The sequence below is a fragment of the Thalassotalea sp. G2M2-11 genome, assembly GCF_017168195.1.
Lineage (GTDB): Bacteria > Pseudomonadota > Gammaproteobacteria > Enterobacterales > Alteromonadaceae > Thalassotalea_E.
Map to the genome: position 1 here is coordinate 129219 of NZ_JADNYL010000001.1, position 13991 is coordinate 143209.

Here is a 13991-nt window from a genome sequence, read left to right on the forward strand (position 1 = left end):
ATAATGAAGGTTTACTATGTCATCACAGTTAACTAAATCTCGTCGAAATTTACTTTTGGTGCTAGGGGTATTCATACTGCCAGTGATATTGGCAAAGTTGGCGTTAGAGCAGCACTGGTTTAAATACGGTGTGACGAATCATGGCACCTTAGTAGAACAAGAAATCACCTTGGACAAACTTGGGCTTGTGAATGAAAAATTCAATGGGCAATGGTTAATGCTTTATCGGGTGCCTGATAACTGCCAACAGTTCTGTCAACAACTGACCTTAACCATCAATAATACTTATACGCTATTAGGTAAGGAGCTACCACGAGTGTCTCCTGTCGCATTAAATGGCGCTGACAACCAAAGTCTTGTGCAAGATAGTTTTCGTCATCATAAATGGTTGTTCAATAAGCTACCCGATACTGCTAAATCTTTTATTAATAATGGCCAATTATTGATTGTTGATCCCTTAGGTAATGTAGTGATGAGCTATAAGGAACCAACATCAGAAAATGATTTAAATAGCTATAGTAAAGCGATTATAGCTGATATGAAGAAGCTGCTGAAATATTCGAGGATTGGCTAAACATGCAAGAGAAAAAAATCACTCATTTAAGACGACTCGTATTTGTCAGTATCTTGCTGGCTTTGGTTGTGGTAAGCCTCGGCGCTTATACCAGACTAACCCATGCTGGTTTAGGGTGTCCTGACTGGCCTGGTTGTTATGGTTTGTTAGATGTACCTGAAACTCATGAACAAATTACTAAAGCAGAACAATCATTTCCAGACCGTCCGGTTGAACCACATAAAGCGTGGAATGAAATGATCCATCGCTATTTTGCTGGTGCCTTAGGATTGTTTATTCTAGCGATTGCGTTTTTATCGATTAAATATCGTCATCACAATATACCGGTACTATTACCCCTTGGTATCTTATTGGTAGTGATCTTTCAGGCGGCGCTTGGTATGTGGACAGTCACATTGATGCTAATGCCTATTGTGGTGATGGGACACTTACTTGGCGGTTTTACCACCCTGTGTTTACTATTTTTGCTGTATTTACGCTTAAAACCTTATCGTGTGCCAGGTGGAGATGTGAGGGTACGAAAATATGCTAAGTTTGGCATCATCGGCGTCATCATCTTAGCGGGACAAATCGCATTAGGCGGATGGACATCGTCTAATTATGCGGCATTAGTCTGTGTCGAGTTGCCTATCTGTCAATCTGGTTGGGTAGAACAATTAACCTTTGAAAACTCTTTTGATCCGATCCCACCAAAACGTGACAGTTATGAATTTGGCCATTTAAATCATGATGAACGGGTAACGGTTCATGTCATGCATCGTATTGGCGCAATTGTGACAACAATATATTTGTTATGGTTAGGACTGATGGTATTTTTGAAATCACAAACGCAATTTTTTAAATCGGCCGTGCTCGGGTTATTGGTGCTACTGACGACACAAGTGAGCTTAGGTGTCAGTAATATTTGGTTTTCTTTACCTTTAAGTGTGGCGGTGGCGCATAATATTGTAGCTGCCTGTTTAATGTTAATGTTGATTGCGTTAACGTATAGTTTAAAGCGAAAAGCCTAGGAGTCCCAAATGAGCGTTCATATTAGTTCAGCACAAACGACAGTCGACTCGGTGAAAACAACAACTTGGCGCGATTATTACGAAATTACCAAACCAAGAGTGGTTGCTTTGCTGGTATTAACGGCCTTGGTGGGTATGTGCTTATCAACTCCTGGCGCAATTCCTTGGCAAGTATTGATCCCATCAATTGTTGGTATTGGTTTTTTATCATCTGCGGCAGCGGCGATTAACCACATTGTTGATGAACGAATTGATAGTGTGATGGGGCGTACGCATAATCGACCGGTAGCAACTGGCCGATTAGACCCGAGAAATGCTGCTTTATTTGCTATGTTATTGGCTGTCAGCGGCTTTGCTATGCTCTATAGTTTAGTGAATCCATTAACGGCATGGCTCACTTTTGCAGGTTTAGTTGGCTATAGTTTTGTTTATACCATGTATTTAAAGCGTGCTACGCCGCAAAATATCACTATTGGTGGTTTAGCTGGTGCTATCCCGCCATTACTCGGTTGGACGGCTGTCACCAATGAAATACATGCCAATGCCTTGTTGCTTGTATTATTAATTTTTACTTGGACACCACCTCATTTTTGGGCATTAGCGATTCATCGCAAAGATGACTATGCCAAAGTAAATATCCCTATGTTGCCAGTTACTCATGGGGTCAATTTTACCAAAACACAAATTCTGCTCTATACGGTATTATTGTTTGTTGTCGGATTATTACCGTATTTAGTAGGTATGAGTAATTGGCTCTATCTTATTGGCGCGGCAATATTAAATATTATCTTTTTTGTTTATGCGTGGAAGCTTAAGTTTAATGCCGATGAAAATACTGCCATGGACACCTTTAAATTCTCTATTATCCATCTGATGGTGCTATTTATTGTGTTGTTAGTTGATCACTACTTATTGCCGATAAAATAAGAGCACTTAATCATGAATAAATTACTGGCATTGATCCTTGCTTTTGTGTCGATTGCAATCGGTGTGTTTGTCTATCAATCGTCATTTAATCGTCCAGCGCCTGAACATGCTTTATATTATCAACAGCCGAGAACGATTAAGCCGTTTGCGATGACAGATCATTTAGGGCAAGCGTTTACTAATCAAGAGCTGATGGGAAAGTGGTCATGGGTCTTTTTTGGTTATACCTCATGCCCTGATGTTTGTCCTACGACTATGCAAGAATTAAATTTTTACTATGATGACTTTAAATCTGTTAGTAACAATGTGCAGGTGCTGCTGGTGTCGGTTGATCCTAAACGTGATACTGTGGAAAAACTCGCTCAGTATGTCGCTTATTTTAATAATGAATTTAAAGGGTTAACGGCAGATCATTCGGTATTATTTCCATTTGCTCGCAATTTAGGGTTGATGTACGCCATTAGTGATGACCAAGCAGATGATAATTACTTGGTTGATCATAGTGCGTCTATCGTGTTGATAAATCCCCAAGGTAAAGTTGCCGCGATATTTAAACCGCAGCATGAACTAGGACAACTACCGATCATTGCTGGTCAGCAGCTAGTCGATGATTTTGCTAAAATCGTTCAACTTGCTGATTAACTCAAAAGCGCTTGTTTGAGTTAAAGCGGATACCACTGGTTATTTTCTTTTAAGATAAACCACGGTTTAGAATACCAATAATAACGCCCAGGCTGGCTGATACTCGGCGCAGTGCAGTTACAACGCACTCGACCAACAGGTAATGGCTTGCTAAATTCAATCGTAAAACTGCTATCATCTTGCCATTGTACTTCTTGTCTACCTAAACCCGAAATATAACAATTTAATTGTGATGGATGAAAGTCATCAACCACCACTTCAAAGGTCACTTTCTCAACTGTGTTAACTGGAAAAATCGTTTGCGCATCTTGCTTTGAGGGATGAATAGCAAAGGGCAAGGACGCTAATTTATCTTTTAAACTGGTCAGTTTGTCATATGGCTGGGAAGCGGGGAATCGAGGCACACTGGTTAAACTTGTCGCAAGACCAACAGCGCCACTTTGTTGAGAAAAGGCGATGAAATCAAGGTCCTTTAGCCACTGCTCGATCTCTGGAGTATATTCACCATAAGGGTAGGCAAAATAGTACCAGCTTTGACCTGTTTTTGCTTCAATCATTCGCTCTGATTCCAGTAACAGTTTGGCTTGTTCGTTTAGCCATTGTTGTTGTGATTGTCCGTCGGGAATCCGAGCAACAGAGTCATGATTGAAACCATGGTTAGCGATGATAACGCCATCATCGGCCATTTGTTTTAGTTGTTGCCAGCTGAGGTAATTCGGCTTGTTTTGCTCAACAATGCCAGGATTGACAAAAATGGTAAACGGAAATTTAAAGCGGTCGAGTATGGGTTTACCATACTGCAAAATATCTAAATAAGCGTCATCAAACGTGATAGCAATGGTTTTATCTGCAATAGGTTGCTGCTTTTTAATACTGTTCATAATGTCGGATAACGGAACGACCCGATAACCATTGTCAGCCAAAAATTGCATGTGAGCTTCGAACTGTAGTGGCGCTATGCTGGTGCTTGTTGGTGTTTCATTACTGACATGGTGATATTGCAAGATCACCGCGGCATGAGTTTGGGTCAATATTAAAAGATAAAATAAGAGCAAAGCTAAAAATTGTTTCATGGTGAGCTCCCGCAAATCACGCTAGTTGAAGAAGAAAGATGTTATTATATTCCTTTATCGCTAAGAGGTGTTGTGCTTTTTGAAAAATTCTCTTCATTACCAATTATTCGTTATTGCGTTGCCGATGATTTTATCGAATATCACCGTGCCGCTATTAGGCTTAGTGGATACGGCGGTAATAGGACATCTTGAGCATGCTTATTATTTGGGCGCGAGTACAGTTGGTGCAACAGTAATTGCTTCCATTACTTGGCTGTGTGGTTTTTTAAGAATGTCTACTACGGGGCTAGCAGCACAGGCCTATGGAGAGCAGAATAGCCAACTTGGGCTAACGGTACTTATTCGTGGCATATTGGTCGCTTTGTTGATCAGCTTGGTGGTTTTACTGTGTCAAAGCCTATTTATCCCATTTGCGATTGCGCTTTCTGGTGGCTCAGCGCAGGTACAGTTATATGCCACTCAATATGCCGAAATACGTGTGTGGGGGCTACCTGCCGCGTTATCAAATCTGGTGTTAATCGGCTGGTTATTAGGTAATCATCATGCCAAAGCGGTGATGTGGCTATTAATTATGACTAATCTGATCAATTTAGTATTGGATATACTTTTTGTCGTGTATTTAGACTGGCAAGTCGCCGGCGTGGCAATGGCAACGCTAATCGCAGAATATAGTTGCTTATTTATAGGGCTTGTTATTGTCAGCAATAAGTTATCGCTGAAGGTAAAAAACTTCTATGGCCAGTTAACACATTCGTTAATCAATAAAGTGGTATTGATTGATTACTTTAAATTGAATCGGGATATTTTGATCCGCACGTTATCATTGCAGCTTTGCTTTATTTTTATCACCTTCCAAGGTGCTAGGCTTGGTGATCATGTGGTTGCCGCTAATGCGATTTTAATGAATTTCTTACTATTTATCTCTTTTGGTCTTGATGGTATTGCTAATGCCGCTGAAGTGATGGTGGGTAAAGCAAAAGGGGCACAAAATTATCGTCGTATTAAACAAGTGGTTACCATTAGCTTATGGTGGAGCTTTGCCTTCGCGTCACTGTATAGCTTATTATTTTTATTTGCTGGGCAATCCATCATTATGCTTATCTCTGATATCACTTCAGTGATTGAATATGCTGAACAATTCTTGATATGGATAGTTATTTTGCCGTTGGTGGCCTGTTGGAGCTATTTATTTGATGGTATTTATATTGGTTTAACTGAAGCGCGGATTATGCGAAACAGCATGTTGGCATCCACTTTTTTATGTTTTTTTCCTGTTTGGTGGAGCCTCCAGTCTTTAGGTAATCATGCGTTATGGTTAGCCTTTACTGTATTTATGTTGGCACGTGGTATTACTCTGGCATGGCATTATCGAACTCACTTGGCAGGTAAAGCGATTTACTAGTTGGATACGGGAGCGTCAGTTAGGTAAACAGAGCTTAGGTGTTTCTGTGTGTTTTATAGTTATATAAGGTCGGAGACTATGTTCAGTTTTCATTAAAGCCTGGTATGATTTTGTGATGGCCATAAAAAAACCAAGCAATATCGCTTGGTTTTTTATGGTGGATCGATTGTCTTAGTAGTAAGAGTGTTCGCCTCGTTGATGTTCTGTCATATCGCGAACACCTTTAATTTCATCACCCATGATGTCAATTAATTGCTTTTCGATACCATCTTTTACCGTAACGTCTATTTGACTACAACCATTACAACCACCGCCAAATTGTAATACAGCATAACCATCGTCGGTAATTTCCATTAGGGTACATTCACCGCCATGGCCAGCCAATTGAGGGTTCACTTCAGCTTTTAAAAAATAATCCACTCGATCAAATAACGGCGCATCGTCTGCAACTTTGCGAAGTTTCGCATTAGGTGCTTTTAAGGTCAGTTGAGAACCCATCTGATCTGTGGTGAAGTCGATTTCAGCGTCTTCTAAAAATGGTTTGCTATCTGCATCAATATAAGCAGAGAAATGCTCATAAGGGATTTCTAAATCTTCAGGTTCTACTGCGTCAGCAGGACAATATGATACACCACATTCCGCATTTACCGTACCTGGATTAACAACGAATACACGGATGCTTGTACCTTCGGCTTGTTGAGACAGCAGCTTAACGAAATGGGCTTGTGCAGATTCTGAAATTGTGATCATATTGGACTTTCACTCTTAACGACAGTTAATTGATGGTTTACTTGATACCTGACTAATTTAGTCAAGTATGTACATTTTACTCTCCTTCAATCAGATTCGCTAGTGATCCGGCAATAAATTTATCTACTTGGTGGGGTTATTACGAAAAAAGAGAAAGAAAAGAGGTAAAATACACGGTTTCATGGGGCGAAATACTAGCTGATAACGTTAGAGTTTGCTATTTTGACCGCCATATTTAAGTATCTATTTATAGACTAGGATTATTTATGTTTTATCGATTGATGGTAGCTTTTCTTACCATAGTTGTTATTCAATGTGCAGCACAGGCTGCTAATGTTGAGCAGTATCTCCCAGCCAAGCAGAACTATGAGAAAAGCATCACTAAGCCTGAACAAGTATTAGGTTTTGGTATTGGTGAACGTCATATCCGTCATGATCAGTTAGTGCGCTATATGGAGCAATTGTCACAAGAGTCTGATCGGGTGCAGCTAACACAAATGGGCTATACCAAAGAAATGCGTCAGCAGCTGTTAGTGACTATTTCAGCGCCACAAAACTTAGCTCGTTTACCGCAATTGTTAGCACAAGACTCTGATGGTAAGAATTCTGCGGATCCTTTAGTCGTCTGGCTTGGATATTCTGTGCATGGCGATGAAATTACGGGTAGTAACGCCGCGTTAGTTGTGGCGTATTACTTGGCAGCAAGTATGGATAAAACTGTAGAACAGATATTATCTGACACTGTAATTGTGCTTGAGCCGAGTATTAACCCTGATGGTATGGATCGTTTTACTCAATGGGTGAATATGCACCGAGGAACTACACCTAATGCGGATCCTAATCATATAGAACATCATCAGGGTTGGCGCAGTGGCCGTACTAATCATTTTGGTTTTGATTTAAACCGTGATTGGTTATTGTTGTCGCAGCAAGAAAGTCAAAATCGCATTGAGTATTTTCATCAGTACCAGCCGCATGTGGTTGGCGATTTTCATGAGATGGGGGCAAATAGTAGCTATTTTTTCCAGCCGGGTATTCCTACTCGCACTCATCCATTAACACCTAAAGCCAATACCCAATTAACGCAATTGTTAGCTACTTTTCACAGTGCCGCATTAGATAAAGACAATCGTTTGTATTACAGTCAAGAAAATTTTGACGATTTTTATTACGGCAAGGGTTCTACTTACCCAGATATTAATGGTGGTGTTGGTGTGTTATTTGAGCAGGCCAGTAGTCGTGGTTTACAGCAAGAAAGTATTAATGGTTTGTTGACCTTTGAATATGGCGTACAAAATCATGTTTATACCTCGTTATCTACCATAACCGGGGCTTGGCAGAACAAAGATAAATTTAAACAATATCGTAGAACTTTTTATCAAGAAGCGTTAAAGCAAGCGAAAGATGAAAAATATACCGGCTATTTAATCAGTGAAAAGCATGATCAGTACCGTTTAACTAATTTTTTAACTAAATTACAGCAGCATCGCATTAAGGTATATCCACTTATCGAAGATCTACGTTTAGATGGTAAGTTGTATTCAAAAGCGCATAGTTATTACATCCCGTTAGCTCAGCGTCAATACCGCGTATTGCAAGCCTTGTTTAATCAAGGCACAAATTTTCAGGATAATACTTTTTATGATGTTTCAGGCTGGACCTTGCCCCTTGCCATGGATATTAACTTTAAACGAGTTAAACGTACTTGGGGCATGGAGATTGCCAAAATGCCTTGGCAACCGATCCAAGATCGTACAATTGCTGCAATCAATCCTCAGGCTTATGCTTATGCGTTTGAATGGCATGATGCATTAGCCCCTAAAATGTTGTATCAATTATTGTCACAAGGCATTAAAGCGAAAGTGGCAACAAAAAGTTTTGCTTCTGTGATTGATGGACAAAGCAAAACGTTTACCACTGGCACCATAGTGATCCCTGCGGGTATTCAGCATCAAACAGCATGGCGTGAATTAGTTGAGCAGTACGCACAAGAGAATCATCTCAATATATTCAGCATTAACACGGGGTTGACGATTCAAGGCGTTGATCTTGGCTCCCGCTCTTTGCGTAATGTTGAACCGATAAAAGTATTGTTGATCGGCGGTAAAGGCAGTTCCCAGTATGAAGCGGCAGAGGTTTTACATTATTTAGATGATACCCTTAATATCCCCGTCACTGTGGTGGAACAACTGCGTTTAGCAAACATTGATTTATCAACATACAGCCACATTGTGATGGTAGATGGCCGCAATCAGCATGTGAAAAAGTCTGAAATAGAAAAAATCAAACAATGGGTGAAGCAAGGTGGCGTTATTTTTGGCCAAAAACGGGCTGCACGTTGGTTAGTCAGTCAAGGAATATTAAAAGCTAAAATTGTTAGTGACGAGAGCTTAGATAGCTTGTTTGCAACCGATGATTTAGCTTATCAGGATAAAGAACGGTTATCGGCGAGAAAGCGTATTGCTGGCGCAATTTTTGAGACTCACTTAGATTTAAGTCATCCGCTTAGCTTTGGCTTTACCGATCAACAGTTACCGTTATTCAGGAATAGTACCTTGATCTTTGACGGTAAAGATCAACCTTTTACTACGGTAGCCGAATATACCGCCAAGCCGCTAATGAGTGGCTATGCCGATCGCAACTTGGTCAATCGTATTGCCCATAATCCGGCCGTGATTGCCCATGATTTCGGTAAAGGGCGTGTGATCGCTACCACAGATAATTTGAGTTTTAGAGGCTATTGGCTAGGAAGTGCCAAATTGCTTGCTAATAGCTTGTTTTTTGCTAAAGCCTTTAGCGCTTCAGCAAAATAAACTAGCGAGGAAGGGTTAAGGCAAGGCATATAGCTGTAACACTTGTTACATTTTGTTTTTTCAGTTGCTGAGCGATAACGTTAATGGTTGTGCCCGTTGTTACAATATCATCGAGCAAAAGTATATGAGACTTTGCGGGTAATATATGTTCAGCGACTGAAAATGCATTGTTTAAATTTTTGCGTCGCGCTCTACCACTTTGTCCTACTTGGCTCGCGGTAAGTTTATGCCGAATGAGCGCCCGCGGCAGATAGGGAATACTGCTATATTTTGCGAATGCTCGTGCAATTAAATGCGCTTGATTGTATCCCCTGTTTTGCCAATGTTTAATGTGTGTTGGTACCGAAAGCAATTGGTATTGTTGGTGATTAGTTGATGTTTGTTGCCACAATTCACTCAGCAAGAAACCGAGTAAGTCAGCTAGTTCAAAGCGATTATGAAATTTTAACTGTTTTAGCCACCCATTTATCGGCCAAGTGTAAGGCGCGAATGCCAGTAAATGATCGAAATGGCGCCGCGGAAATAATTTGTTGGTTGCCGGCCAGTTGAGTAAATCCTCCTGACACATTGCCAGATCAAATGCTGGTAAATCAGCCAAGCAATACTTACATAGCAGTGGGTGAACAAGGGTGTGCCCTTGGCATAGTTCACAACAGCTTAACGCTAATTTTGATTGCTGAATGAGAGAGTGAATTTTACTTAAATGATCTTCTTTAAGATGAAGGTTTCGAATATCAGGCAATTCCATTTGTCTGTTCCTTTCTATAAACTGTCGCGCATCTAGCGTCTTATATAGCATGGCAGAAATGTTAAAAATATCGAGTGTCGGTGAAGGTATACCACTGGTTTTTATTCATGGTTGGGGATTAAATTCGGGGGTTTGGCAACCAAGCGTTGAGCAATTACAGCAAAAATTTCAGGTGATCACGGTTGATTTACCCGGTTTTGGTTTAAATGTTGAGGCCCAAGTAACGCCTTATACTATTGAGACAATTGCCCAACAAATTGTGCAATCAGTCGATCAGCCAGCCGTGTATATTGGTTGGTCTTTAGGGGGATTGGTTGCTACACATATTGCGTATCATTATCCTAAAGTGACGAAAGGGTTAGTGACGATTGCCAGTACACCATATTTTGTTAAACATGAAAGTTGGCCTGGCATTGAAGCTAACGTATTGCAATTGTTTCATCGTCAATTGTCACAAAATATAGAAAAAACCATTGATAACTTTTTAAAAATCCAAGCGATGGGTAGCCCTCATATACGCCAGGATATTAAACAGGTACGGCAATTGGTGATGCAATATCCAATGCCTACAGCGCAAACGCTTGACACCTCATTGCAGTTTTTAGAGCAAGTTGATCAACGAGAATTACTCGCTAGTATTCAGGTACCTTTTTTGAGGATGTATGGCAAGTTAGACGGCTTAGTACCAAAAGCGGTTATTCCTTTGATTGATCAGCTGTCACTATCAAGTGAGCACTATATCTTCAACCAAGCATCTCATGCTCCATTTATCAGTGATCTAGTCGAATTTGTTGAGCAGCTTACTGGTTGGCTTGAACGCCACATTTAGTGTGTAAGCGCTTTACATTTTGCTTGTTTTGGTTAATAATTATACAGGTAACTTTGTGTCAATATCGTGGTATCAGCGTTGTCACCTACAGTGGCTAATGACATGCTGAGATATTAAGGAGTACATAGTGGAGATTCAATCAGCCTTTAACGCTGGCGTTCAGGGGTTTCAAAAGGCAACTGAGACGGCCAATAATGCAGCGGCAAGTATTGTCGAATCTACTTCGTATCGACCTGAAGACTTTACGCTTGGTCAACAAGTTAATGATAATACTGTTGAGCAAAATAGCGCTTCCGGTAACTTATCAGACCTGAATCAATCGATTGTTGAATTAAAGGTTGCTGAGTATCAAGCGAAAGCATCTGCTCAGGTTGTGAAATCTGCTGATGAAAACCTAGGCACCTTATTAGACGTTAGTGTATAAGTTATGAATATTACGCCGCAAGCACCCAACATTCCAATTCCTACCGTAGTTAACCCGGCTACGGATGCTTTACGTCGTGAAAATCATCAAAGAGAAGTGATCACCCAACCGGCTCCTACCCATCAATCAGCTGCTGAAAAAGGGGTAGCGTCAGAGCGAGAACGGGCAAAAACGCCGGCTCAGCAAAACCAACAAGTAAATTTTGCTGAAATACAAAAAAAGATTGATGAACAAAATAGCACGATAAATGATGAACAATCTTCAGGTAAACAAGAGGATCAGCAAGGTGCCCAGCAACAGCAAGCTGAACAAAGTGAAGGTGCTACAAACTCAAGGGCTGATGAAGCAATTGACGATGTTGCAATCCAGAAGGAAATTAAAGAGCTAGCTGCGAGAGATCGTGAAGTACGTGCTCATGAACAAGCACATGCTGCTACTGGTGGTGTCGCCACAGGGGCGCCATCGTTTAGTTTTGAAGTTGGCCCTGATGGTAAGAAGTATGCAGTTGAAGGGGAAGTGTCTGTTGATTTAAGCCCCGTTAGTGGCGATCCAAGAGCAACCATTACCAAAATGCAAAAAGTGTATAATGCTGCGTTAGCGCCTGCCAATCCTTCTATTCAAGATATGAGGGTAGCAAATTCAGCGGCACGTATTATTGCACAGGCGCAAGGTAAGTTACTTGATGAAGTAAATGCTAATAATACCACCGATAATGAACAAGAACGCCGTACCAATTTTGAACCTTCAACCAATACACCCAATCGAGACAGTTTTAGTGGCAACAATACCGATAATGCTGTTGAAAATGATTTTGATCAATTAGTGAATAGTACACTTGAGTCTCAAGAGGCCATTGCGCCAAGCCGTAATCAAGCGATTGATGCTAGAGCCGGTAGAATTGAGAACTTTTACGCTGATATCAATCGTGCTTATGAACGCCCACCTAGTCACCAATTTGAATTAACAGCGTAACTAACCTCAGCTTCGCATAAGTCCTGCGTTTCTAGGCGCTATTTTTACAGACTTGTGCGTTATTTTTAAACGGAAAAACCAGCTACTCCAGCGTCAAAAAGCCTTTAATTCAGACAAAAATATCAAGCTAGAAATTGTTAAGTTTTTGTTTTATTAGACTTAGCACCATTACTTATACAAACCTGAGGTTAACTATTATTGCGGGTCTACTTGAGTGAGTTCATGCTTTAGGCTTGGTACTTTTTTGCTTAATTGTCGGGTAGTGATAGCTTGCTGGTAATCGAGTTGGCGTAGCGGACTACGCCAACCGTCTTAGACATGGTTTATCTAAGGTTAAATACCGTAATCTTGGCGATATTGTTTAATGCTGGCTAAACTCGTTGCCATATCAGGCTGTTCTTCAAGGTAAGTGATTAAATCAGTTAAGGTCACGATTGAAATCACTTTTGTGGCAAAATCACGCTCAACTTCTTGAATGGCTGAAAGCTCACCTTTCCCTTTTTCTTGACGATCAAGGGCAATCAATACACCAGATAGTTCAGCGTTATTAGCTTTAATGATATCCATTGATTCTCGAATGGCTGTGCCCGCAGTGATAACATCGTCAACAAGCATTACCTTACCTGCTAGCTCAGAGCCCACTAAGCTACCACCTTCACCATGAGTTTTTGCTTCTTTGCGATTAAAGCAATAAGGTACGTCAAGATCATGATGATCAGCTAATGCCACGGCGGTTGTTGTGGCAATTGGGATCCCTTTATAAGCAGGGCCAAACAGCAGATCGAACGGTATATTGGCATCGGCAAGTGCAGCGGCATAAAAGCGACCTAATCGAGCGAGATCTCGACCGGTATTGAACAATCCTGCGTTAAAAAAGTAGGGGCTAGTGCGACCCGACTTTAAGGTAAACTCACCAAATCTAAGTACTTGCTTTTCAAGCGCAAACTTAATAAATTCACGTTGGTAATCTTTCATAGCGACTCCCTTAATTCAATGCTGATTGTTGAATATCAAACAATTCGTTAATGGCATGCTTAGCTAATGTGAGCATTTCTTGCATTTCATCGAAACTAAAAGGCTCTTCTTCGGCAGTGCCTTGTACTTCAATTAACTTGCCAGTATCTGTCATGACCACATTCATGTCAGTGTCAGCGGCTGAATCTTCTGGATAATCTAAATCAGCAACGGCTTCACCTTGATATACGCCAACGGAAATTGCAGCAATCATGTGTTTTAACGGGTTGGTTTTAATAATGTCTTTAGCACGCATGTAATTCAGTGCGTCTACTAACGCGACACAAGCCCCGGTAATTGACGCGGTACGGGTACCACCATCTGCTTGAATGACATCACAATCAACACTGATGGTATTTTCACCTAACGCATGCAAATCAACAGCAGCTCTAAGTGAGCGTGCAATTAAGCGAGAAATTTCTAAGGTACGGCCACTTTGTTTACCACTGGCCGCTTCTCTGCGCATACGCGTGTGGGTTGAACGTGGTAGCATGCCATATTCGGCAGTTACCCAGCCTTTGCCCTGACCTTTAAGAAAGCGAGGAACACCTTCTTCTACAGATGCTGTACAGATGACTTTAGTGTCTCCAAACTCAATCAATACTGATCCTTCTGCATGAGATGTAAATTGACGAGTAATAGTTACGGGGCGAATTTGACCTAATGTTCTGCCACTTGGACGCATGATTTGATCCTTATCGGTAAATTAATGTGCGCATTATAATCGGATATAGGCAATATTGACATAATGACGAATAAAGAATTTTGAAATATAGTAAATGGTTTTAAGGTCATCTTTAGCAAGTTCAAACA

Annotated in this window: 14 protein-coding genes; 9 read left to right on the forward strand and 5 right to left on the reverse strand. The window is 40.8% G+C overall.

The window, feature by feature from the left end:
• The first annotated feature begins 16 nt into the window (after positions 1–16).
• Genes IV514_RS00575 through IV514_RS00590 form a run of 4 tightly spaced genes read left to right on the forward strand, consistent with a single transcriptional unit; the run spans position 17 to position 3153 of the window.
• Positions 17–574, forward strand: a complete 558-nt coding sequence (locus IV514_RS00575) for a hypothetical protein (RefSeq protein WP_206482978.1) — start codon at positions 17–19, stop codon at positions 572–574.
• A 2-nt stretch (positions 575–576) separates the two neighbouring features.
• Positions 577–1584: a COX15/CtaA family protein gene (locus tag IV514_RS00580; RefSeq protein WP_206482979.1), complete on the forward strand. Its 1008-nt coding sequence runs from the start codon at positions 577–579 to the stop codon at positions 1582–1584.
• A gap of 9 nt (positions 1585–1593) precedes the next feature.
• A complete protein-coding gene (cyoE, locus tag IV514_RS00585; RefSeq protein ID WP_206482980.1) occupies positions 1594–2511 on the forward strand; it encodes a heme o synthase in 918 nt (305 codons plus the stop codon).
• A gap of 12 nt (positions 2512–2523) precedes the next feature.
• Complete coding sequence (locus tag IV514_RS00590) at positions 2524–3153, forward strand: SCO family protein (RefSeq protein WP_206482981.1); 630 nt, start codon at positions 2524–2526, stop codon at positions 3151–3153.
• A gap of 20 nt (positions 3154–3173) precedes the next feature.
• Here the strand turns inward: IV514_RS00590 and IV514_RS00595 are convergent, their stop codons facing one another.
• On the reverse strand, positions 3174–4226 hold the full coding sequence (locus tag IV514_RS00595; RefSeq protein ID WP_206482982.1) for a polysaccharide deacetylase family protein: 1053 nt from the start codon (positions 4224–4226) through the stop codon (positions 3174–3176).
• A 79-nt stretch (positions 4227–4305) separates the two neighbouring features.
• Between IV514_RS00595 and IV514_RS00600 the strand changes: the two genes are divergently transcribed.
• Positions 4306–5628, forward strand: coding sequence for an MATE family efflux transporter (locus IV514_RS00600; protein ID WP_241242126.1), 1323 nt, complete (start codon positions 4306–4308; stop codon positions 5626–5628).
• Between the two features lie 171 nt (positions 5629–5799).
• On the opposite strand, the gene nfuA is transcribed toward IV514_RS00600, so the two are convergent.
• A complete protein-coding gene (nfuA, locus tag IV514_RS00605) occupies positions 5800–6378 on the reverse strand; it encodes a Fe-S biogenesis protein NfuA (protein WP_206482983.1) in 579 nt (192 codons plus the stop codon).
• Between the two features lie 266 nt (positions 6379–6644).
• Here nfuA and IV514_RS00610 point away from each other — a divergent pair, with 266 nt between their 5' ends.
• Complete coding sequence (locus IV514_RS00610; RefSeq protein ID WP_206482984.1) at positions 6645–9191, forward strand: M14 family metallopeptidase; 2547 nt, start codon at positions 6645–6647, stop codon at positions 9189–9191.
• A 1-nt stretch (position 9192) separates the two neighbouring features.
• Here the strand turns inward: IV514_RS00610 and IV514_RS00615 are convergent, their stop codons facing one another.
• Positions 9193–9939 (reverse strand): ComF family protein, encoded by a 747-nt coding sequence (locus tag IV514_RS00615; RefSeq protein WP_206482985.1) that lies wholly within the window; start codon positions 9937–9939, stop codon positions 9193–9195.
• 58 nt (positions 9940–9997) lie between these two features.
• Here IV514_RS00615 and bioH point away from each other — a divergent pair, with 58 nt between their 5' ends.
• The 3 genes from bioH (at position 9998) to IV514_RS00630 (ending at position 12164) form a co-directional block, all read left to right on the forward strand.
• The gene (bioH, locus tag IV514_RS00620) at positions 9998–10768 is read left to right on the forward strand and encodes a pimeloyl-ACP methyl ester esterase BioH (protein ID WP_241242127.1); all 771 of its coding nucleotides are present in this window, start codon (positions 9998–10000) and stop codon (positions 10766–10768) included.
• Between the two features lie 127 nt (positions 10769–10895).
• A complete protein-coding gene (locus tag IV514_RS00625) occupies positions 10896–11192 on the forward strand; it encodes a hypothetical protein (protein ID WP_206482987.1) in 297 nt (98 codons plus the stop codon).
• Positions 11193–11195: 3 nt separating this feature from the next.
• Positions 11196–12164: a putative metalloprotease CJM1_0395 family protein gene (locus IV514_RS00630; protein ID WP_206482988.1), complete on the forward strand. Its 969-nt coding sequence runs from the start codon at positions 11196–11198 to the stop codon at positions 12162–12164.
• 333 nt (positions 12165–12497) lie between these two features.
• Here the strand turns inward: IV514_RS00630 and pyrE are convergent, their stop codons facing one another.
• Positions 12498–13139: an orotate phosphoribosyltransferase gene (pyrE, locus tag IV514_RS00635; RefSeq protein WP_206482989.1), complete on the reverse strand. Its 642-nt coding sequence runs from the start codon at positions 13137–13139 to the stop codon at positions 12498–12500.
• A 10-nt stretch (positions 13140–13149) separates the two neighbouring features.
• Positions 13150–13863 (reverse strand): ribonuclease PH, encoded by a 714-nt coding sequence (gene rph, locus IV514_RS00640; RefSeq protein ID WP_206482990.1) that lies wholly within the window; start codon positions 13861–13863, stop codon positions 13150–13152.
• Positions 13864–13991 lie beyond the last annotated feature (128 nt).